We start from the raw sequence: 23,354 nt of genomic DNA, 5'->3' as shown, positions 1-23,354 counted from the left end.
AGTATGAAATCTACCTTATTGATCGCCACTGCTATGGCGTTTACAACGCATGTAAACGCTCAGACGCAGACCGACGCCAATGTTATGGATTATTACTGTCATGGTGACACAGTAGAGTTTCAGCATACGGTAACGGTGGGGCCGTCCAGTACGGTTTACTTGAGTCAGAACGGCCACGCAGTTATAGCAGGATCTACCCATGAAGAACCAAGCCTTGAGGTAGTGAATGAGCAAGTCCAACAGCACGGTTACATCGACAGTCACTGTGTAGGCTATTTCATATCACTTGGAACAGACAGCAAAGCTGTAGATGGGCAGCTTGCTCAACTACAATTTGAAAAGGGCAGTGCTGAGCTAACAGAAAAGTCTCGCTACACACTGTATAAGCTTTTACCGCGTCTACGTCGCTCGACACATTTGATTATCGAAGGTCACGCAGACTTTTTGGAAGTGGATCGTAAAGCCGCATTTGAGTTAGGTGCAAAGCGTGCTCAAGCAGTAGCCGATTACATCAAAGAGCGTGATGCAGCACCCTACGACCTAGTGTTGATGTCCAAAGGCGCCAGTGCACCAAAAGCCGATAGTAACAGCGCATTAGGTCGTGTGATCAACCGTCGAGTAGAACTGCGCGAGTAGGCGTCTAGGAACAGGTTAGAAGCGGTAAGTAAAGCCCACATCAAAGCTTTCGGTTTTAGTCTTGAACAGAGAAATATTACTTTCTTGATCGCGGTAATAGTAGCTACCGTGCATCAGCCAGTCTTGATTGACAGGATAAAAGTACTGAAGCGTGCCAGCAACAGATTGAGTCTCTCGCCTCGTATTCGCCTCAAATAAAGGGCTATAGCCTTCTTTATCACGTGTTTTAATATAACCGATGCGTGAAGATAAACGTCCACCAAACAGCGTCACGTCGTAATAGACACTTGCCTCCTGCTGTGAACGATTACCACCGGAGCGATCATCTATCTCGTTGTTTAGCCCTAAGCCAAGTTCAAACCCTACTCGATGTCCAGCGTTGCTGATAGAAACACCGGGGCGCACCATCAAAGACATTTCATCAAGTAGGCTCTGGCCTGTGAAATCAACATAGCGCCCTTCAAACTCGATGTAAGAGCGTGTCTCAGAGCGAGGGTATATTGTCAGTTTGCCTTCAAGAGCAGAGTATAAGCCTTTATCACCTAAACGTAAGTGTTCCAGTCCAATTGCCCAGCGGTTACGTTGGTGCAAGTACTCAAAATCACGCTCATAGGTCAGCTTAAATTCATCGGTATCTGATTGGTTCAATTTACTCTCACGCGTATTGAGAGAGAAACTGAGCATATCAGTACCGTCTGGTTTCAAACCGTAGTACTGAGACAGCACGCTGATGTAATGGTAATGGCCAGACTGAGCTAAAAAATCAGGTGTTAAGTTAGCAGGAAAGCGCTGCCCCAGACGTGTCAAATAGAGAGTCTCGACATGAGTCGCGTTGTTTAAATTGCTACTATGCCCGTAGAGATAGGTAAATTGAGTCTGCCAATAGTGTAGATACTCGCTCCAAGCCTGATGACGTTTTTCAAGATACGCATACAATGGCGCTGGAATATCTTGTTCTCTCAGTAACTCTTCATTCACCTGAAGCGCCGAAATAAGCTGGTCACTTTGAAACAAAGCTTGTGCGTAATCAATACGCGCTGAGCCGTTATCAGGGTTGATTAACAATGATCGTTCAAGCATTTCAACTGCTTTAGAGGTATCGCCAGTGTACAGAAGGGACGCCCCATAAAGCGCAAAGTACTCACTGCTGTGTAAGCAGTTATCGAGCTGCTTTGCCAATAATGGTCGCAACGTTAGCCAAGTATCCAGCGATGGTTGTGCAGGAATGTTATCAGGCAAAAAACACTGGTTACGCTCGTCCTGAGCATAACTAGAGGGAGTAATTGTAAGTGCGGCAAAAACGGCCAACAAAGGGCTGTAACGAATCATCAAAAAAGCCGTTCCTAATCCATGGGTAGTTCATAAAGCTAAGACACAGTATACAGTACAAAATTATGAATGGCTTTGTCTAAGCGGCACAACTCGATTGTGTTCACGATCAACAAGCGGATCAATACGATGTGACTTCGGCGCGAATAGTACATGAGGTGTTGTTAAACCATCAAGTAAGAAGGAACCCTGAGACTCTAGGCTATCGCCATGCAAGTCCCGAGCGGAACATTCACCTACCAAAATAGGTTGCGCTAGATCCTGGGTAAGTTCTTGAATGCGCAATACAATGGTCACCGTATCCCCCAACAGAGTATGGTGGCGACGGTGAGCAGGCCCGATTGACCCCACCAAAGTCGCACCACGCTCAATACCAATACCTAGAGCGAGCGGCTCAAGTCCTTTAGGTGGTCGCTCTGGTAAAATACTCGCCATTCTATCTTGCAGTGCATTGGCTGCATCAATTGCTCGATTGCTTGCATCATTAAATTGTGCGGTATGCCAACTCGCTAAAATAGAGTCGCCTTTGTATTCTTCGACTTGCCCGCCAAATGACTCGATTACACCAGAAGCTTCTGTGAAAAAGTAATGCAGCAAAGCTGCGGCTTCTTCCGGTGGTCGGCTTTCTTCGTAGGCAGAAAAGTTTCGCAGATCAGCACACATTAAAACTAGATCGTGGCGCTTAGCTTCGATTGCACTAGAAGGACGAGTATGAAGTAAACCTTGAGCCACAGGCTTGGGAAGATAACTACTTAAATGACTAAATACTCGTAGATGCTGGTGGCGTAATAACTGATGATCAGCAAGCACGAATAAAGCACCTGAAAGTACGGAAAATAATGCGACATTGAACCAGCCTAGCCAAATGTCAAAGCTTAATAAATAGCTGTGCAATGCCCAAGCTGATATCGGTAGTGCAAGAGTTGCGATGGGCAAAGCATAAGCAGAAAATTTTGCTTGAGTTCGCGCCAGTAACAATAATAACCCAGCAAAAAACAGCCCCTCGAACCAAAGTAAATAATCAGCATAAGCAGGGGTATAAGGTGTTCGGCCATCCAATAAATTGCTTAAGAATCGAGCTTGCAGCTCAATGCCTGGTGTCATGCCACTATGGGGTGTTGGTACAACGTCACCTAAACCAAACGCCGTTGCGCCGATTAAAACCCAAGTATTCTCAAGCAAGGCCGCTGGTGCAGAGCCATTAAATACATTTGCCGCAGACACAACTTGAAAACTGTCTGGGCTTTGGCGGTAGGACAAACGCATATTACCCTGTTCATCGATAGGAATAGATAAACCAAAGTACGAGTCAATCGCAACATGCCATTTAGAAGACATCTGGCCTTGTTGTTTACGTACTGAAACCGTTGGATGATCACTCGCAAGGCTGCTTAATAAACCTTGTAAGGCTAATGAGGGGTACACACGGCCTTCAATACAGACTAAAGGCGGTTGTTTACGGATCATGCCATCATTATCAACAATCGGTGTGATATGGCCCACGCGCGTTTGCGCAAGGGTAGGCGTATTACCAAGGTAGCTATTGGCGTTTGGTATAGGAAACTGACAGCGAGTTGTCGCCACATCGCCATTAAGCTGACCGCTTCGTAAAGAAGATTGAGGGTCAAAAATAGGCACTTGAGCCAGTACACCATTGTTACGTGCTAGAGCACTGGCTAAAACATCATCGCCTACTTTAGACTCAGGGAATACGACATCAAATAACTGTAATGAACTACCATACGCAGCAAGCTTGTTGGACAGCTCCGCCATGGTTTCACGAGGCCAAGGCCAAGGCCCAATGTCAGCTAAGCTGGTTTCATCAATCGCCACAATAGTAATGCGCTCTTCTCGGTCTTGTTCGGGAAGCAAAGACCAAATTAATCCCCCCATTTTTTCTTCGTACTGATATTTCATCGAAGGGAAAACGAAGACAAGCAGAGCCATCAACGCAAACGCCATGGCAAGCAGTCCAAGTAAAAAGGACCATCTACTAGGGGGTTGTTGTTGGATGTGGGAACGGTTAAACAGAGATTTCATGAAAACTACTTATTCTGCATGCCAATAAGTGACACCTTCAACTGAGGTGTCTACATTCACATCCTTGTAAAACATAAAACTACTCACATCACCTTCCATTGATGATGCACCATGAATCGCTGTATCACTTGAAACAAAGTTAAAAAAGCCATCATCACTGATTGCACCACTACCTGAAACGGTAATCTTTGGAGCAATACTAGAGATAACCGTTACCTCCGTGACAAACTCACGATCAGTGAAATCAATATCTAAACGGCTTGTTGAAGCAACTGAAGCAACGGACAATTGCCCGTTATTATTCAGCGTTGCTTGAGAAGATAGTAAGTTAAATGAGACATTTCCTAATGAACCATCAATACGATTGCGTTCAGACGGTGAGCGGAATAAAACCAAATCTGAAATGGAAGAGTGGGACGAAATGGGGTCCGCACGACCTTCTTTGGCTTCGTTATATGTGTATACAACACGGTCAGTGGTTTTAGGTCCAGAATAGCGGCCCCACACTAACTTATTGCTGTCTAGAGAAGCTGGCTCATCAATAGTGGGGTAAGTGGTATTAATAAAAGAGTCTGCATTGCTATCATTTACCAAACGATTATCTTTTGACGAATCATCCGTGTTTGGCAGCAGATCATCTTGGTTCGACTCGTCAGAGTCTGTTGATGATTTACGAGCTGGGCGAGATTGTATTTTAGAGCTATCAATCTCAACAGAAGGCACACCAGCAGAAAGCGGTAGCAATCGTGGTGCACTGTAAAGAGAGCTAAATTCCAATAACTGTTGTGCATCGCTGTCTAGCTCAACGAAATTGGAATGACACGGACCCACAGATGCCGCTTGGCAATCATTTGAATAAGGTGCAACGATGATCGCCCCTTCATTAACGACTGCCTGAAGTAAATCATTAGAGGATTTAACAACGAAATCTGTACCGCGAACGCCAATCGCTGCAATGGGAGTGTTTAGACGAAACTTATCTCTGGCCGCTTTAGCGCCTTCTCCAGAAATTGAACGCATCACACCTTCATCCAAGCTAAACTTTATGACCGACTCATTCGGGTGTGCTGTATTGTATTCATAGTGTTCAATTGCTAAGCGACTTTCTGGGCGTACACTGACAAGACCATTATCAACAAAACGAATGTGAACGTGACCATTGCCCAGTGTTTGAATAACATCACCAGAGCCAATCTTACTGCCAACAGCCACAGGCGTAGAGCCATTAATATATGCCTTACCTAATAAAAACGTTACTTCCCCTGCATCGTTCTCTGGTGCCGCGTGCACAGAGGCAGACAGTAAAGCCAAACCACCTAAACAGACGTTGGCATAAAACTTGAAAGATTGTCGTACGTTTGGCAAAAGCATGATTATTATCCGCCTCGAGCCGTCTTAAAAAAGAGACTCAAAAAGAAGCATAGTTGAAGTTATTATTAATAATACGCGTCTTAGGTCAAACAGAAGTGATTGCAATCACACATAACAAGCTTCGAAACGCTTTTCTAAGGTCAGTAATTAACGGTGAAAAGTTATCCCCAAGTGTGCAATTTTATTGTAGCTGTGGGCAAAAAGATTCCGCCCCTGTGGATTGTGGATAAGAAATCAGTTTTAATGAACAGTTAAGAAATATCACTTACAAAGTATAGGCCGCTTGGCTAATTTAAAATAAGTAAACAGTATTTGTGATCACCACTCGACATAACAATAAAGATGCGGATAGGGGCTTATGGCAGTAACCATAGAGTTACTTAAACGCTTTTCAATGCTGTCCGCATTACCCGATAGCACCCTAGAACAACTGGCGCAGCAATCGACACTAAAGAACGTCAGCCGCAGGGCTGTTGTCGTAAATGGTGGGGCTGTGTCTGAAAACCTATGTTTCTTGTTTGAAGGGCGTCTCCAAGGTGTTGATTTTACCTTGGATGGCCGAGAAGTGGGCTTATACTTTATTGAGCCAGGAGACTTTTGTGGTGAGCTGGGTTTGTTTGATCAGCAAGGACAACCAGAAAGCGTTATCGCACTGTCCAAATCCCAAGTGATTTTTATGCCAGCAAGCGCGGTACGATCGGCTCTGCAAAGCAGTCACCAACTGGTTGAAAGCCTCTTTACCCGCATGGCAACGCGAGTACGTAAACTGTCCGCTCAAAGGGCCTTATTAGGTCTTTCCAGCACCGTAGCAAGGGTGTGTGGTCAACTGTGGATGATGTTGGAAGAGCAAGACCCTAATAATCGAAAAGACGGAGTCATCGCCAACCCGCCGACCCACCAAGAGCTTGGTATCATGCTAAACCTCAGCCGTGAAACCGTGACCCGTGTATTTCAAACATTACAAGCGGAAGCCATAGTCAAACGTGATGGTACAACTCGATTATTAATACTTAACGAACAAGGCCTCAAAGGCCTATTTGAAGCTGGCGACAGCTAAAATGCCTCTAACAGAGCAGACAGCCCCAGCCTGACCAAAAAAGCACCACAACGGTCGGGGTAGAATACCCCTCCCGCAAACTCACAATGCCGCTACATACGCGGGTTATAAATACCCTCCGTAGGAGGACTGTCTCAGCCTGAACGTGGTCGGTTATTTCATTAACCGATCACGGATGCGTCGTTGCATTGATAGAGGCACATGCTTCGCAACGGCACGGAGTAAAGGCGCTTGGCGTAACTGGAATAGCCCGTAAAGCGCTTTTCTACGCAGACGTTGATTGATTGAAAGCTCTGAATTCGTTAATGGCTGTGTCTGGCTAAGCCAAACTAATAATGATTGATTTTCGAGTGTTTGCAGCTTAACCGGCGCAGCACCTTGAAGAGCCAATGCTAAATAACTCTCTTCGTAAGACATATGCTGCTTAGCAGGAGGCTGTTGGCTAATAAATGCGTTTAGTTCGTTTGCTTCAGAGCCTTTATCTTGCATTGCTTTGAATAGCTTGGCCATTTGCTCGGCTGTATTTTGCCAAGGCACGATCCAGCTTTGTTGACGACCATGCAAACGTTCAGAAAATGCACCAATATTTGGAGCAACGATAGGTAACCCTGCTTCAATGGCGGCACTTAGAGTGTAGCTATAAGTCTCAGGCCACAGCGCCGTGAACCAAACCACATCAGCATTTCCTGACGAATGGCGAGACATTAACATCTCAACCAGTTCGCTTTCTTGAAAACGGCCACTGACTGACAGTGTTGTTTTTGGTTTCGCCTGAAGCTCGCGGTAACCATAGCCAATTAACTCAAACTCGATGTTTAGTCCCTGTTTAGCACAAAGGCGAGCCGTATCTTCGAGTAAGTCGGCCCCTTTAATCTTGCTCAGAGCACCAACTACAACCACTTTTAGGGGCGTATTAGCGGAAGTTTTTAAAGGCTTAACAGTGAACGTATCATGCTTTAAAAAACGTCCGTTTTCATGATATTGAGTGACCACATTGGCATTGGGAAAAACGGCTTTGTAAATGTCATGACAAGCATTGCTGGGCGCAAAGCAAAGCTTGGCACCATTTAACAGTGACGAAAATGACTGCGTCCAATTAGGATCAACCTCTAGGTTATCAGCAGTCAGATAAACGCCTTGGTCATTTGTCAGAGAAATGCTCTCATGAACAAAGTAATAATCATGCAGTGATACAAACCAAGGTTTATTCAGATCTTTTGGCAGTGACATAACCCAACGAGGTAACCCAATCATATGATGAAAATGGAACCCAGCTAACGGTAGTTGCGACAGCACATCCTGCAAGAGTTCTTGTTGGCTGTGTGCTTCAAAATACAGACTGTATTCAGACTCTTCGGTTGCTGAAGCGTCAGCACCATGCGCGATGCGCGTGAGCACTAAATAGCCCGGTTTTTTAAGACTTGGCATCAGCATTAATGAATAGCATTGTTCGCTGATTGCTTGGCTAAGTTCCTCGATAAAGCGAACTGTGCCGCCACCGCGATTATGGCTCACATGAACCGTAATGGGTTGAGCGCCAAAGCGTAAAGAGGCTAACCAAGTTCGAACGCGCGCTGCTTTAGCTGGGTCTTCGGCAATGTGACGTTGAACATCGACATCATAGCGAGGATGGCGCTTGAGCAACTTACCCAAGGCCGTGTGTTTTAACTCGTTGTGCTCATCGCCAAAGCTGACATTACCTGTGTGCTGGACAAATGTGTCCATGGCAAAACGGTTTTTCCAGCCAGCTTTAATCGCTCGTTGGCAAAAATCATTTTCTTCGCCATAGCCTTTACCAAATGTTTCAACATCAAAGTAGCCTAAGTCATCAAGGCAAGCGCGGCGGATATACATGCAAAAGCCCACGCCACTCGGAACATCAACGGCTTTGCCTGCATTCGTATGAGCGACAATTTTGTCGAGTAAACTCAATGGCGTATTGCTGGCAAGGTCATTGTCTTGGCAAAAATCAGGGTAGCTACAAATGGTCGCATTGTTTGAAAAAGGCGTTACGGTACCGATACGCTCATCTGCATACGCCGCTTTAGTAATACGATCCACCCAATCATTGACCACTAAGGTATCGCTGTTAAGCAACAGTACATCGCGTTCTGGATGCAGCTGCATACCGCGGTTAACGGTAGCGACAAAGCCCAAATTTTCTTCGTTGACTAAGAGCGTGTAGTCACCCAATGCGGCACGTTCGCGCAAAAGAGCACTGACTTCAGGTTCAGGAGAGCAATCATCAATAAGGATCAACTCGTAGGGCTGCTGATTGTGGGATGCCTTGATACTGTCTAGGCAATCGATCACATCTTGTAAGCCGCGGTAAACCGGCACAATGACATCAATCGGATGGTTCATGTATTCCTCAATGTTTACGAGCAAATAGTTTACGACACACATAGCGTTTGCATTGACACGCAAATGCAGAGGGTCGAGAAGTCTTTAACCAATACAGCAAACCACGAGAGCGTTCTAAAACCTCGTAACGTTGTTGCGCATTGGTGAGTAAATTATTTAAATGTTCTATGTCACCGTCTTTCGCTTGGATCGTTGCTAAAGCATGACTATGCATAGCGCCAATACGATCCAGCTCAGCACGATTTTGCGTTTGAATACGAGCAACGTATTCTTCGTGCCATTGATGACTGTTTGCGATCAAAGCAAATCTACTGTCTTCATCAAGTTTATTTAGCCATTTAGCGTACACTTGTTTAAACGCTAAATGTTGGCGTGCTTCATCGCGCACCCCCGACCCAGCATCATGAATACGGTAAGCACAGCTTGCATAGTCGACAAAATGCAGTTCACAGATTTGCGACACTTGTAACCAAAAATCCCAGTCTTCAAACAAATTAAACTGAGTATCAAACCAGATGCCAGATTCTCGCACAGCTGTCGGTAATAAAACTGTCAGGATCGGCAAACTATTTTGATAGTAAAGCTGGTTTTCAGCCAATTTATGGCCTGTGATCGACAGTAAATGTTCCGTACCATCAGCATCAATATGAACCGCACGGGCTTGACAATGTACGGCCACTAATTGCTCAAAGGATTGACCTATTGCAAGGCGCGCCTGCATAAGCTGAGCAATGTGGTCAGTATCAAAATAATCGTCGTCATCTAGAAAAATACTGAATGGGCTAGTGGCTGCTTGCAGTCCTACATTAGCGGCTTGGGCGCGGCCAACACTTTGTGTATGTTGGATCAAATTAAACGAGAGATTCGCTTGCTGTGCTAACCATTCTTGCACCAATGGCTCAATATCCGAACCACCATCATTGACCACCACCAATTCTAACGGTCGAAAAGACTGATCTAATACAGAGCGCACCGCTTGCTCTAATAGCTCAGGGCGATCTTTCGTCCGGATAATGATACTTACCGCAGCCAACTCATTGTTCATATTTTTTAACCTAACTAAAGCGTATCCTTCGCAATCAAAAAATTCCTGAAAGCCAAGCGCGAAATGGTAGCTTTTTCTGTCGGAACATACCAGAAACCCGCCAACAATATTCAGAACGCACCCATTACCCATGATGGGTCGGGATAGACTACCCCTCCTACAACGCATACCCTTCGTAAGAGGGCTGTTCCACCCCGTCCGAAATTTCCCGCCCGCACATACCTTTGTAAGTCTGTCACAGCCCAACCTAAAATAAAGAATCCTCTCCTACAAAAAGCCGCTCTGTGGTATCTTAGCCGCCGTTTTGACGCTTTAGGACTGAGCAATTTATGTTACCCACCCGATGGCTTTGGCAATACCTCGTGCCCGTGCAGCATTTTCAGCTGATCATGCAACTGACCAAACGCTCCATACATCAGCGTTTCAAAGGTTCTATTTTAGGTGTTGCTTGGGTTTTTTTAACGCCAATCCTGATGCTTAGCGTCTACACCTTCGTATTTAAATCGGTTCTAAAAGCCAAATGGCCCGGTAATGAAGACGCGAACAATATAGAGTTTGCACTGCAGATATTCTCAGGCTTATTAATATTCAACCTTTTTGCGGAGGTGCTTAGCCGCGCAGCAACGCTGATCACCGACCAACCTAATATGGTAAAAAAGGTCATCTTCCCATTACCTGTGTTTGCATGGGTTAACGTACTCTCTGCGCTGTTTTTTGCGTTTGTAAGCCTTGCTGTTCTATTAATTGGGGCGTTTTTTATGCGTGGGGAACTGAGTGCCCATATCTTAGCCCTGCCGTTGGTATTTTTACTCAGTGCACCGTTATTGCTGGGATTAAGCTGGGGGCTGTCTGCATTAGGCGTGTACCTACGCGACTTGGCACAAGTGGTAACGCTTATTCTAACCCCTTTGATGTTTCTCTCTCCCATCTTTTACCCTACCAGTGCGCTCCCCGAGTTTATCCAACAAATCGTACTGCTCAACCCGTTGGTCATCCCCATTGAAGCGCTTCGTGATGTGGTAATGACAGGGCAGTGGCCACAATGGTGGTGGTTAGCCGCCTACCTTTCTGTCTCGGCAATCGTGTTATTTGTCGGTGCTGCAGGTTTTCATAAATTGAAAAAGGGGTTTGCAGATGTCCTCTGATCTAGCGTTAAACATCGACCTCGTATCGAAAACCTACCACCTTTATGACAGCCCTCAAGACCGGCTCAAACAAATGCTGTTTCGAGGACGTCGACAGTACTACCGCGAATATCAAGCACTAAAACCACTTACCTTTAGCCTGCCAAAAGGCGAAGTATTGGGCGTTGTCGGGCGCAATGGCGCAGGCAAGTCGACCTTACTGCAGTTAATTTGTGGCACACTAACGCCCACAGCAGGGCAAGTTCAAGTGCAGGGCCGCATCGCCGCGTTGTTAGAATTGGGCGCGGGGTTTAACCCACAATTTACCGGCCGCGAAAACATCTATCTATCTGCGTCAATCATGGGCATTGAACGCAATGAAGTCGAAGCGAAGATCGACGACATCATCGACTTTGCAGGGGTACGCAATTTTATTGATCAACCCGTATCTACCTATTCCAGTGGTATGTACGTACGTTTGGCGTTTTCCGTCGCTACCACCATTGAACCAGATATTTTAATCATTGATGAAGCATTGTCCGTAGGCGATGGTGACTTCGCACGTCGCTCTTTTGAACGCATCATGGCAATGAAAGAGCGTGGTGCAACAATCCTGTTTTGCTCTCACTCTTTATATCAGATCGAAGTACTGTGCTCGCAAGCCATTTGGCTTGAAAAAGGCCAACTGATCAAAACCGGTGAGCCGACTAAAATCGTCTCCGAATACCAAGCCTTTTTAGACGTGCTCAGCAGTAACCCAGAGGCCACCCCTGCGGATGTTCTAGCCCCTAAAACAGCACGTAACCCGCGTATAGAAAAACCGATAACCGGTGAATACGCCCGCCTGAAAAAGGTCACGGCCCGTACGCCTGATGCGCAAGGGGATCGCCTTGAACTCGTCAGTGGTCAAACAGACTTAACCCTAGACATTAGCTTTCTCTCCACGCTAAAGAACCAATTGCCGCAGATCGCCGTGGTCATGCACAACGCCGCAGGGCAATTGATCTCCAGTTGTGGTGCGTGGACCGATGGCACACAGCCGACTGTCAATAGTGAAGGGGAAGGGCAAGTCAGCATTACCTTCCCTCAGCTACCCTTACTCAAAGGCATCTACTACGTTGGCGTCTTAGTGTTCGATCAAACCGGTGTGTTTTTGCACGATGAAGCCGACCCTGTTGTTACACTAGACGTCAGCCAACCGAATCAAGAACGCGGATTGGTGATGTTGCCGCACTCATGGAAAATCACCACCAAAGAAGCCCGCTTAAAAGCCGATGCCAGCGTGTCCAAGCGACAGCCCAGTGACCGTTGGCAAGTGCGCAGTGCTGAGCCGAACGACCTAAACGCGATTAAACAAGTCTTCTTTGAAGCATTTGGGCAACCCTTAGACGAAGACATTTGGCACTGGAAATATCGCCATGCCAACAGTCCCGGCTACGTTGTTTTGGAAGGCGACGACATTGTCGCTTTCTGTGGCGGCGCACCACGTCAAGGTTTAGTGCAAGGCCAGCCAACTACGTTTTGTCAGATTGGCGACGTGATGGTCAACAACCGCTCCCGCGGTGTATTAACCAAGACTGGCCCATTTTATCGCTGTGTCTACCCATTCATGGGGGAACAAATTGGCGAAGGGCGAGCAGAAACCTTTGCCTTTGGTTTCCCCAATCATCGCCACCTACGGGTTGGCCAGCGTCAAAAACTCTACGCCAAATTTGATCACATCCTTGAAGCCACTTGGGCACCACAAGCAGGGCCGTATCACTTTACCCGCTGGCACGGGGACGCAGAGCAGGGCGCAATCATTGACCAGCATTGGCAGGCCATGCAGCCACACGTGCAGCAGCATCTGATCGGCCTACATGACCAAGCGTGGCTACGTTTTCGTTATTTAGACAAGCCCAACGACGACTATCAAATTCTGCTGGTCACAAATCAACAAGGTGAAAGTCTTGGGGTCATTGTCTTAAAAGATCGCGTGGAAGCAAACTACGTAGAACTGCTCGACTTTATTAGTACCCCCGACAGCGCCCCGCAACTGATTGCCGCCGCTCAACAAATAGCCCACCAGCAACAGCGTGAGAAACTTTATGCATGGCTCACTCCCAACGTGTATCGCTGGCTAGAGCAGACCAACGGTAACACCGCCAAAACCGACATTGTTATCCCTGGCAACGGCCTCGATAACCTACAACACACCGCCATCGCCATTGACAACTGGTGGCTCCTCGGTGGCGACAGCGACTTCCGCTAATCACAAAGCCCTTCTACAAACAAACCGTAGGAGGGCTTCTCCCAGCCCGACCGAAATAACAGCCACAAATAAACTCTGTAGGGCTGTCCCAGCCCGACAAAACCCTTCACAATAGAAAGCCTCACCTAACACCATTGAGGACTCCCCGTGTTTGAGCGCTTTTTCACCCCTTACCAAGCTTCCACCGCAGTACTAGGCGACCGCATTGCCATCCTTGCTCCGCACCCTGACGATGAAATCTTCGGTTGCGGCGGCAGCGCGATCAAATGGCAAGCACAAGGCAAAACCGTTCAAGCGTTTATCCTCACCTCGGGGGTGGTCGACGGTGAGTTCAACGATCAACTCAACCCAGAACACTGCCGTGCTGAAAAAGCCAAGCAGCGCGCCGCTGAATCCTATGCCGCTGCCGCGTTATTGGGGCTCCCTGCGCCCATTTTTTTAAACCGTCAAGACGGTGGTTTAGTGCACGACAATGAAATAGAAGCAATGCTGTTAGAGCAACTGCAATCATGGCAACCTACTACCTTAGTTGTGCCGTCTATATGGGAAATGCACCGCGATCACCGAGCCACCGCAGAGCTAGGCCTTGCGCTGGCACAACAGCTAGCGTCGGTCCAACAACTCGCCATGTATGAAGTCGGCGTACCATTGTCCCCCAATGTGTTAGAAGACATCAGCCCCCAGCAGGCGCGTAAATGGCAAGCCATGCAGTGCTTTCCATCTCAGCTGCAAGCCCAGCATTACGCCGAGCAAATCCGTGGTTTAAACCAGTACCGTTCGTACACACTCGGCTTAAACATCACCCAAGCCGAAGCGTTTTGTTGCGTCCCAGCGTCTGAGTTGTCTGAGTTTGACGCGCACTTCGAGCCAAACACCACCACCCAATCCCTCATACGTGCGGAACAAAGCAACCATGAACACGCCCAGCAGATTAGCGAGCTACAACAGCGCATCACCCAGTTACACAACAGTTTGTCGTGGCGAATTACCCAACCGTTGCGTTGGTTACGTGCCAAGTTTTAACGTGAAAACGGGCTATAAAGGCCCACAAACCCCCATTAGATAAGGGCTAATACCTTGTTTCGTTGAAATAAAGCCTAAAACTGCTAAAAAATCGTTGATTGCTCCATGGCTTTTATGACAACCTTTGCGATTGTTTAAAACAGTTTGTTTTTGCAAAGTTTTCTATTGCTCATAGAACATTTTGGTAAAGCAAATCGACAGAGAAGTGAACAAAAGTGAAAACGTGTGATGCCCATCACATCCTTTTGACCGAAGCTCCCTTACTCTGCACCCTATGCTAAGTGATTGGCTAACTCGACGTAACGTCAATAATATTGATTTAGAGTGGTCGTCACAGAAGTGTCACAACAAAGCGGCATGATATCAGTGACAACACTGGCCGCAGTTCGGCGCTTGCAACTGAAACTCGCGCACCAGCGCAAGTTACACTAATACTGATTCACGTAAGGCTGCCTAGGATATGGGCGTCAAGCATGAAGATTAGTAAATAACCTTTGATCAAGGAGTTTTTAAAAATGGCTATTAGTCAAACACAACGTACTGAGCTACTACAACTTTTGGTAGCAATGTTCGACGCAGCACCAGGTTCTGACGTTCTAGATGAACTAGCAAACGGCATCGACGCTGGTAACACGATTCAAATGTACGCAGCTAACCTAGTTAACTCTACTGAATTCACTGGCATCTACTCTCGCGCATTGACTGCAAACGAGTTCGCAACTAAGTTCATCGGCAACCTACTAGGTAGCAATGTAACAGCGGAAACAACAGCTGAAGCAGTAGCATTCATCGAAGCTCGTCTAAACGCTGGTGCATCTCGTGACACAGTGATCCTAGAAGCAGTTTCTGCTCTACAATCTGTGCCAGAAACTGACACTAAATACGGTGCAGCCGTTGCTCAACTAAGCAACAAAGTTGAAGTAGCAGAGTACTTTGGTACACAAGGCAACTTCACTGGCCTAACGCTTTCTCAAATGCAAGCGGCTCTAACGGGTGTGACATCTGACGACGCATCTGTAACGACTAAGAAGTCTGCAATTGATTCTGGTGATCTAGATGGTGTTGGTACGAGCGGCCAAACTTTCACTCTGACAACAGCAGCAAACTCAGGTGTTTCTTTCACTGGTACATCAGGTAACGATACATTCAATGCTAACGTTGCAGTAAACCCTGCAACCGGTGTTGCTGAAGTCGAAACTTTGACAGCAATCGATTCTATCGATGGCGGTGCTGGTACTGATACACTTAACTACACAACTGTTGGTGGTACTGCGCTAGTTTCTTCTGCATTCACAAACATTGAAAATGTTAATATCGTTTCTGATGCAGCCGTTGCTGCAGATGTTTCATCAAACTCGGCTGTTCAGAAAATCACTGCTAAAGTCGGTACTGATGCTGATATCGATACAAGTGGTAACGTTACTTCTGTCGCTCTAACTGGCACTTCTGAGTCTGTAGACATTACTGATAACGCTACAACTAAAACATTGACATCTGTTAGCATCACTGGTGCAGGTAACAGTGCAGGTGATAATGCTAAAGCAGTTAACTCTACAGCACTTACTTCTTTGTCATTAACTAATATTACTGGCACTGAAAACGATGACGACGCTGATGACATTTCAACAGATACAACTCAAGCTTTGACGTTGGGTCTAAATAACGTTGTTATCGGTGCCGCAGACATTCTTGCTGCAACAGCAACTAGTGCGACAGTAAACGTAACTGGTACTAGTGCAGTTACTGTTGATGATCTTGATTTCTCAGCTGCTACAACTGCTACAATCAACCAAAACTCGACTAAAACTTTCACAGTTGACGGTCTTGATGTTGCAGCAGTAACAACACTAGATATTAACGGTTCTGGCAAAACGGTATTGACTGCTGGTACTTACACAGCACTTACTACTGTTGATGCTACTGGTTCTACTGGCGGTGTTACTATGACTGCAGCGCTTGATAATGCAGATCAGTTCTTGGGTGGTGCAGGCGCAGATGAAATTACTGTTGCAGCAACTACTAAAGCACAAACTCTAGGTGCAGGTGATGACACTGTAAACGTAACCGTTGCTGCTTTAGGTACCGGCGGTTCACTAGAGGGCGGTGACGGTACTGATACTCTAGCAATGTCAGTAGTAAATGCGGAAACTGCAACAGCTTCTACTACATTCAAAGATAGTGTTTCTAATTTCGAGAAACTATCTCTTGGTGCTGTTGCTGCTGACAGTAATGTAGAAGTTATCAACCTAGCTAATTTAGATAACATCAACTACATCGTATCTGCTGGTATTACTGGTAACGATGGTGGTGACGCACTGACTCTAAACAACGTAGTGACTGGTGGTACTTTCGAGCTAACTGGTGACAACGCTGCTGCCGAAGATGGTGTGACAATCAACGTATCAGGCTCTGCTACTAATGATTCAGATGTATTCAATCTACATCTGAACACTGGTACTACAACTGGTGTGATTGTTGCAGATAGTATCACTATCGCAAACGTAGAGACTGTTAACATTTCTACTCAGGACGGTGAAACTTCAACTGCTCCAGTAGCTGCGGCTATCCACACAGCTACACTAGTGTCTACTTCAGCAACAACTATTGTCGTGTCTGGTAACAACGGTCTTAACCTAACTAACACTGGTAACACTGCAATTACATCTTTCGATGCATCTGCTGTGAAAGCTGATACTGCTGCTGATACTGCGGCAAATCTAGCTGTTACTTTTGTTTCTGATAACGTAACGTCATCAGTAACAATGACTGGTGGTGAAGGTAATGACACATTAACTTCGGACGCTGCTTCAACTAAAGGCGATACTCTTAACGGTGGTGCTGGTAACGATACTCTGACTGGTGCAGCTGGTAACGACACACTTAACGGTGGTGACGGAAATGATATTCTTGTGTCTAACAAAGGCCAAGATACTCTGACTGGTGGTGCGGGTAACGATGACTTCCAAGTTGGTGTTTCTACTTCAGGTACTGTTTACGCAACAATTACTGATTTGTCTGCAAATGACATGATCACTCTAGCTGGTGGTCTAGGTAATGCATTTACTACTACAGCAGTTACTGCTGGTGCGAATGCTGTATTCCAAGACTACTTGGATGCAGCTGCGGGTACTGCAGATACTGCAGCTTGGTTCCAGTTCAACGGTAACACTTACGTTGTAGGTAGCGCTGATGGTACTGGTGGTTTCACAAACGGTACTGATACTGTTGTAGAGATCACTGGTCTAGTAGATCTTTCTACTGCAACTATCTCTAATGATGTTCTAACTATTGCTTAATAAGTTTTAGTTTATAAGCCCCGTTTTGTGAACTGACCCCATAAAGTTGGAATCTGTTCAAGCGGCTTTCAAGGCCTGATTTCGATACGCTATCGGACTCAGGCCTTTTTAACGAATAAAAATAGTAAAGACACCCACTCTAATTTGACTCCTCTTTGATCAACTGGAAAATAGTAAAGACACCCACTCTAATTTGACTCCTCTTTGATCAACTGTATACTTAAACAGTATCTTTCATGGATGGAGGAACTCCCAATGCCCCAAGCTCGAAAACAGCAAATTAGCCTTGCTGATACCCCTTATTATCACTGTGTCTCCCGTTGTGTGCGCCGTGCTTTTTTGTGTGGTGAAGACAAACAGTCAGGAAAAAGCTACGAACATCGCCGATATTGGGTAGAAGAGCGGTTAATTTTTCTTGCTCAGGTGTTTGCTATTGATCTGTGTGCTTATGCAGTCATGAGCAATCATACCCATGTTGTGCTGCATATAAATACAGAGAAAGCACAGTACTGGAGTGAACGCGAGGTGATCGAGCGTTGGCATCAGCTGCATAAAGGTACGCTGGTGACGCAGCAGTTTATTAAGCAGGGATTCGTGGCGGAGTATTTACAACCTCTATTGGATGCAACTGTCGCAGAGTATCGTGCTCGCCTGCAAGATATTAGCTGGTACATGCGGGAGTTAAATGAGCCTATTGCACGCCGAGCAAACCATGAAGATGGCTGCACAGGTCGCTTCTGGGAAGGACGTTTTAAATCACAAGCTTTGTTGGATGAAGCCGCTTTGGCTGCTTGTATGGCCTACGTTGACTTAAATCCAGTGAGAGCCTGTATGGCGGAAACACCAGAAGCATCAGGCCACACCAGCATTAGACAGCGGATCAACGCTGCGAGAAATGGTCAACAGCCTAGTTATTTAATGCCTTTTGTAGGCAATCCCAGAGAAGATCAACCATCGGGTCTTTGTTTTGTCTTGCAAGATTATCTGAACTTGGTCGATCTTACTGGACGAGCAGTGCGACATGGCAAGCGCGGCTCGATTGATCTGTCTTTTTTGCCCGTCTTACAGCGTTTGAATATAGCATCAGAAAATTGGCTAACAATCGCCAATGAGTTTGAGCAGCATACTTACTGTGCCGTAGGTGGTGAGCATTTGCTGACGTGCTATGCACAAGCTCATGGGAAGAAACGACGTGCAGGGTTGTCTAAAAGCAAAGAGTTGTTTGCTTAACTAAGTCTTTCAGTCAGATAAAGTGTAGGCCAAAGTGTTTCAAAGACAGGTCAGGCTGGTTCGGCTCTCCTACAAGGGTGGCTGTTGATGACATGAGGGGATCTTACCCCGACCAAGATGGGTTGTTTTTCTCCTCGCTGGTTCAAGCGTGGTACAGCTGTTAGAATGGGCGCTTTATCTGTTATCACCAAGACGAGGGAGATTCCTTTATGGCCAACATCACGATTGATGGCAAAGAGTACGATGTGGATGCATTGAGCGATGCGGCGAAATCTGAGATCGCTTCACTAAACAGTGTGGATCAAAAGCTGGCTTCACTTCAGGCGGATGTGGCTATCTTTCAAACGGCTCGCAATGCATACATTCAAGGTCTTGTATCAGTATTGCCAGAGAAAGTGGCGCACCCAAATAAAAAGAAAGACGTGATTACCGTTGATGAAAAGAAGTACGCATTGGAAGATTTCTCTGAAGAAGCAAAAGGCCAATTAGCCTCGCTACAACTGACAGAGCAAAAAATCACGGCGGCACAGTCAGACATCGCGATTACGCAAACAGCGCGTAACGCTTATGCAGCCTCTTTGAAAACGCAATTAGACGCGGCTTAGTCTGGGAATAATTCAAGAGCGCCACTGGCTATGATTTGCGAGCGGCGCAGAAAAAAGCTCACTATAAGTGAGCTTTTTTGATGCTAGGGTTTGGCTGCGATGTTTTATTATGAGCTGGGTTGCGTGGTGGCTGTTTTATTGCGCCATGACAGCCGTTTCATAAGCGATTTTTTGTAGCCCAGCATAGGGGATTCAACAAAATGCCAAGAGAGCACCGAGCAGAATAAAGTGATAAGCGTTGCCCAAAACACCATTCCAAGAAAGCCCACGTCTGTCCAATAAGAGAGACATTGCTGTACAGGGAAAGCGTAGATATACATGCCGTAGGAGTAGTCGCCTAGCTTGTTAAACGCCAAAATTTTGCCTTTTGGCAAGTAGGCAAGGACCAGTACGGTGTAGACAATGGTCAGGGTTCCATACAGTGGGTAGATGCTTGTCTCCCGTAAAAACTCAATGCCCAGTACCAGTACCAATGCCCAGCTTGCGTTTAATGGAATACGCGCTCGATAAGCGTACATTGCACCACCGATAAAGAAACAGCAGTTAAATAATGCTTTGAATAACGTGTGACGTTCGCCTGTCGTGGCGTAGTCTTGCAATAACGCAAAGGTCCAGACAGCAATGGCGATTAAAATGAGCGGTTCTGCAACGCGCATTTTGTCTTTCAAAACGCGGCTGATTAACCAAGCACCGTAAAAAAACACAATAGTGGCGACGTACAGTCGTGTTTCAAGAGGGAGTGTCCACAGTGATCCGTTTACCGCATTTGGGTATGGGTTGTCTGTGAACACACCAGGTAATGTATATTGGGTGCCGCTTGTCAGCAGATTAATGTTGCCAAAATAAGACCACGTTTCAGGGTGGCTGAGGTATTCACCAACACTTAAAGAGGTTGTCAAAGGGCCAATAATGAGTACCGTCAATATCATCACGACCACGAGTGCTGGGAGCAGCCTCAGTGTCCGAGCGATGATGTACGACATCAAGCTGCTGCTGTTACACATACTGCGGTAGATCAAGAATCCGCTGATCGAGAAAAACACCATGACGCAGAATTCGCCCATGGACGTTCCCACATACTGGTAAATAAAATCATTGAAGGCATATGTGTGCTCGGCTAACGGCACGCTGTGATACACCAAAACGCCCCACGCACACAGCAAGCGAATCAAGTTGAAATTGTTGTTGGTGCTGTCCGTAAACTCGCCAACGTAACGCTGATAAAAGCGTTGATTATCCATTAATAACTCCAGTCTGCATGGGCTTAGTCAGTGGCATTGATAGGATGCAATATGTTACGAGGCAGCTGTTTGATAAACAAGCTGAAAACGCTGCCAATTGTACTTTTAAAACGTTGCTGTAGAGCAAAAAAACGTCAGAAACCTTATTTTTAATAGGGGTATTGTGCATTTTTTTTGTTTGATTCGTTATCCTGATCGAATCACTAGGATGGTGAATCAAGATAGGGAGATCATATGTCGATACTGTTTTTTCACTTCGATGGTACAACCAATGAGCCAGCAGATGCCTACGCGCCCACATTTAAAGATGAAAGCATTTCTAACGTTTTAAAGTCCCATTTATTGCTGGGGGGAGGGTTAGAGGATACAGATGGTCGCTTGCAAGTACCTTCACCGCATCGATCCTTTTATTATTCAGGCATTGGTACCTATGGCAGCTTATTAGAGCGTTGGCTAAATGCGAGCTTTGCCTTTGAGAGTGCTGATGTGGCTCAGATTTTACGGCGGGCATTGTACGACTTTCAGTGTCACTTTCATGCAAACATCGAGCGTATTATTTTGATTGGCTTTAGCCGAGGCGCGGCGTTGGCTCGTCGTTTTGCCGCGTTAATCAACCCCTACCTAAAACGGCCCATCGTCATTGAAGCCGTTATGGATACTGTGGCGTCTATTGGTTGGCCAAACTTAGATCGACTACAGCGACCGACCAATGATGTAGTATTTGAAGAGGGCGGTTATTTACCGTGTTGTGTCACCAAAGCATTACACTTACTGGCATTAGATGAGCAACGGCTGGCTTTTAGACCGACCTTAATGAATGACGATCAGCGGGTTGAAGAGGTCTGGCTACCTGGCGTACACAGCGATGTTGGCGGTGGTTACCGAAAAGATGGCTTAGCAGATTTGAGCTTTTCAGTGATGTCTCAATGGCTTCATCGAGCTTTGGAGATCAAACAACGCAGATTGTATTTCAATATAGAAGAGTTGCCGTTATTTAATCAACCAAATCTTAGCCATGCTCATTGGTCCAAGTTATTAGAGCTAGCGCCAACAGTAGGTGGGGAGATCCATACACAGCAGCGTCCACTTGCTTTTGCCAGCGCCACCTTAGCTCCTCGATATTGTCATGTATGGCGCAACAACCAACCCTGTTCAAACAGCGCCCCTCTATGGCATAGAAGTGTTTTTCAACGAATGCAGTTACATTCAAATTACCAGCCTTGTGCACAAGTTGTTCGGCCTGCTTTGGGGTGGGTGTTTTAGAATTTGCCTGTATCTAAAAGTAATAGTTATTACTGTACTCAAAAAACATATGTTGCTGTTGAGTGGTATCGATGTACCTCTGTTTTTGTCAATCAACATTGGACGAAAATACGTGTGCTGTTTGGGTTGCTATTCTATGTGTGTAGCAGGGCATCTATCCATCTATCTACGATTAATAATGATCGATATTTGTCGTATCTTTGGTGCTGTATTTGGCCTGAATGGGTTTTCTTTTCTATGGTTATTAGCCGTGAAATGCTAAAAAGAACACGATAGAATGACGAAAATTGATATTTAGGTTGTATTAATGATCACCACTCTGTCCAGCTCTGCTTCTCGATACAGTACGTCTAACAATGGCTACGATGGTGTCGTGCGTATTTCAGCCAATGGCTCGGTTGGCACGGGTGTGCTGCTGTATGACGGTCGAGCGGTTTTGACTGCTGCACATTTATTGGAAGGGGTAACGTCTGCACAGGTAAGCTTTCTGATAAATGGTGTGGTGCAACGAGGCTCAAGCTCAACGATTGTCGTTCATCCGAATGCCGATACTTCGATGGCCAATAATGATGTGGCTATTCTCTGGTTAAGCTCTGCACCAGAAGGGGCTGAGCGTTATCAGTTATATCGAGACACGGATGAAGTAGGCCAAAGCTTTCGTGCTGTGGGGTATGGTCAACATGGTTCAGGGAACACCTCTACACGGAGTGACGGCTCAGAAACGCATCGATTAGTGGTGCAGAATAGCTTTGATGTCACGGGCGATACATTAAAAGCGGGGTTGGGAAACTCGATCTCTTGGACACCAGCATCAGGCACACAATTATTAGCTGACTTTGATAACGGCAGTGCTGCCAACGATGCCTTTGGTCAGATGCTAGGTGTGAACAATCAAGGCGTGGGGATCGATGAGGGCTTAATTGCTCCGGGTGACAGCGGTGGACCTGCTTTTATTGGGGATGCTGTGGCAGGTTTGGCAAGTTATGTCGCGTCTATCTCCACATGGTGGGCTAACACGGATGTGGACGCGCTACAAAACAGCAGCTTTGGTGAGTTTGCTGCTTGGCAACGAGTCAGTCATTACCAACGTTGGATTGATCAGTCTATCCGAGAGCAATATATCGATGCCCCAACGACGCCTGATGAAGTGAAATTAGAGATCACTGAAGGTAATAGTGCTACTAGCTATGCATTTTTTATGGTGTCGTTTAATGGTGATCGCGGGCTAGCGAGTGATATTTTAAGTGTGCAGTATACAAGCCGTGATGGCTCGGCCAAAGCAGGAGAGGATTATTTGGCAGTATCCGGTACCTTGAACATTTATGATGATGAGCGTTATGCGCTAATTGCTGTTGAAGTGCTTGGAGATACCGCAGCTGAGTCGGATGAAACCTTCTATTTAGATATATTTAACCCAAAAGGTGGTGAGTTCCCTGACAGTATGGAAACGCTTACTGCGATGCGAACCATCATGAATGA

The 23,354-nt window shown here is 46.2% G+C and carries 16 protein-coding genes; 10 read left to right on the top strand and 6 right to left on the bottom strand.

Annotated features, from left to right (window positions below):
- Positions 1-3: 3 nt before the first annotated feature.
- Positions 4-636, top strand: a complete 633-nt coding sequence (locus AYW75_RS14540) for an OmpA family protein (RefSeq protein WP_067100845.1) — start codon at positions 4-6, stop codon at positions 634-636.
- Between the two features lie 15 nt (positions 637-651).
- On the opposite strand, the gene AYW75_RS14535 is transcribed toward AYW75_RS14540, so the two are convergent.
- The 3 genes from AYW75_RS14535 to AYW75_RS14525 all read right to left on the bottom strand — a co-directional run bounded on the left by AYW75_RS14535 (position 652) and on the right by AYW75_RS14525 (position 5,376).
- Positions 652-1,965: a tetratricopeptide repeat protein gene (locus AYW75_RS14535; protein WP_067100841.1), complete on the bottom strand. Its 1,314-nt coding sequence runs from the start codon at positions 1,963-1,965 to the stop codon at positions 652-654.
- A 63-nt stretch (positions 1,966-2,028) separates the two neighbouring features.
- Positions 2,029-4,005: a CHASE2 domain-containing protein gene (locus tag AYW75_RS14530; RefSeq protein ID WP_082856546.1), complete on the bottom strand. Its 1,977-nt coding sequence runs from the start codon at positions 4,003-4,005 to the stop codon at positions 2,029-2,031.
- Positions 4,006-4,014: 9 nt separating this feature from the next.
- Complete coding sequence (locus tag AYW75_RS14525) at positions 4,015-5,376, bottom strand: FecR family protein (protein WP_067100836.1); 1,362 nt, start codon at positions 5,374-5,376, stop codon at positions 4,015-4,017.
- A 358-nt stretch (positions 5,377-5,734) separates the two neighbouring features.
- On the opposite strand from AYW75_RS14525, the gene AYW75_RS14520 reads away from it, so the two are divergent.
- Entirely contained in the window at positions 5,735-6,433 is a 699-nt protein-coding gene (locus AYW75_RS14520; protein ID WP_067100834.1) for a Crp/Fnr family transcriptional regulator, read from the top strand.
- 153 nt (positions 6,434-6,586) lie between these two features.
- Here AYW75_RS14520 and AYW75_RS14515 read toward each other — a convergent pair whose 3' ends face one another.
- Positions 6,587-8,797 (bottom strand): glycosyltransferase, encoded by a 2,211-nt coding sequence (locus AYW75_RS14515; protein WP_067100832.1) that lies wholly within the window; start codon positions 8,795-8,797, stop codon positions 6,587-6,589.
- Positions 8,798-8,804: 7 nt separating this feature from the next.
- A complete protein-coding gene (locus AYW75_RS14510; RefSeq protein ID WP_197478962.1) occupies positions 8,805-9,842 on the bottom strand; it encodes a glycosyltransferase family 2 protein in 1,038 nt (345 codons plus the stop codon).
- 329 nt (positions 9,843-10,171) lie between these two features.
- Here AYW75_RS14510 and AYW75_RS14505 point away from each other — a divergent pair, with 329 nt between their 5' ends.
- The 6 genes from AYW75_RS14505 to AYW75_RS18915 all read left to right on the top strand — a co-directional run bounded on the left by AYW75_RS14505 (position 10,172) and on the right by AYW75_RS18915 (position 19,371).
- Positions 10,172-10,987, top strand: a complete 816-nt coding sequence (locus AYW75_RS14505; protein ID WP_067100825.1) for an ABC transporter permease — start codon at positions 10,172-10,174, stop codon at positions 10,985-10,987.
- A complete protein-coding gene (locus AYW75_RS14500; RefSeq protein WP_067100823.1) occupies positions 10,977-13,217 on the top strand; it encodes a GNAT family N-acetyltransferase in 2,241 nt (746 codons plus the stop codon). The genes AYW75_RS14505 and AYW75_RS14500 overlap by 11 nt, the downstream gene beginning before the upstream one ends.
- 147 nt (positions 13,218-13,364) lie before the next feature.
- Positions 13,365-14,240: a PIG-L deacetylase family protein gene (locus tag AYW75_RS14495; protein ID WP_067100820.1), complete on the top strand. Its 876-nt coding sequence runs from the start codon at positions 13,365-13,367 to the stop codon at positions 14,238-14,240.
- Between the two features lie 515 nt (positions 14,241-14,755).
- Positions 14,756-17,536, top strand: coding sequence for a beta strand repeat-containing protein (locus AYW75_RS14490; protein ID WP_067100818.1), 2,781 nt, complete (start codon positions 14,756-14,758; stop codon positions 17,534-17,536).
- 255 nt (positions 17,537-17,791) lie between these two features.
- Positions 17,792-18,766: a transposase gene (locus AYW75_RS14485; RefSeq protein WP_067100816.1), complete on the top strand. Its 975-nt coding sequence runs from the start codon at positions 17,792-17,794 to the stop codon at positions 18,764-18,766.
- A 209-nt stretch (positions 18,767-18,975) separates the two neighbouring features.
- Positions 18,976-19,371 (top strand): DUF6447 family protein, encoded by a 396-nt coding sequence (locus tag AYW75_RS18915; RefSeq protein WP_197478961.1) that lies wholly within the window; start codon positions 18,976-18,978, stop codon positions 19,369-19,371.
- 107 nt (positions 19,372-19,478) lie between these two features.
- Here the strand turns inward: AYW75_RS18915 and AYW75_RS14475 are convergent, their stop codons facing one another.
- Entirely contained in the window at positions 19,479-20,612 is a 1,134-nt protein-coding gene (locus AYW75_RS14475) for an acyltransferase family protein (RefSeq protein WP_067100813.1), read from the bottom strand.
- Between the two features lie 234 nt (positions 20,613-20,846).
- Here AYW75_RS14475 and AYW75_RS14470 point away from each other — a divergent pair, with 234 nt between their 5' ends.
- Both AYW75_RS14470 and AYW75_RS14465 read left to right on the top strand, forming a co-directional pair.
- A complete protein-coding gene (locus AYW75_RS14470) occupies positions 20,847-21,875 on the top strand; it encodes a phospholipase effector Tle1 domain-containing protein (protein WP_067100810.1) in 1,029 nt (342 codons plus the stop codon).
- 307 nt (positions 21,876-22,182) lie between these two features.
- The coding region (locus AYW75_RS14465; protein ID WP_067100807.1) for a trypsin-like serine protease at positions 22,183-23,354 on the top strand (1,172 nt) is incomplete at its 3' end.

Source organism: Marinomonas atlantica (assembly GCF_001639725.1).
GTDB classification, from domain to species: Bacteria; Pseudomonadota; Gammaproteobacteria; order Pseudomonadales; family Marinomonadaceae; genus Marinomonas; species Marinomonas atlantica.
This window is presented reverse-complemented; position numbering and strand designations above follow the sequence as displayed.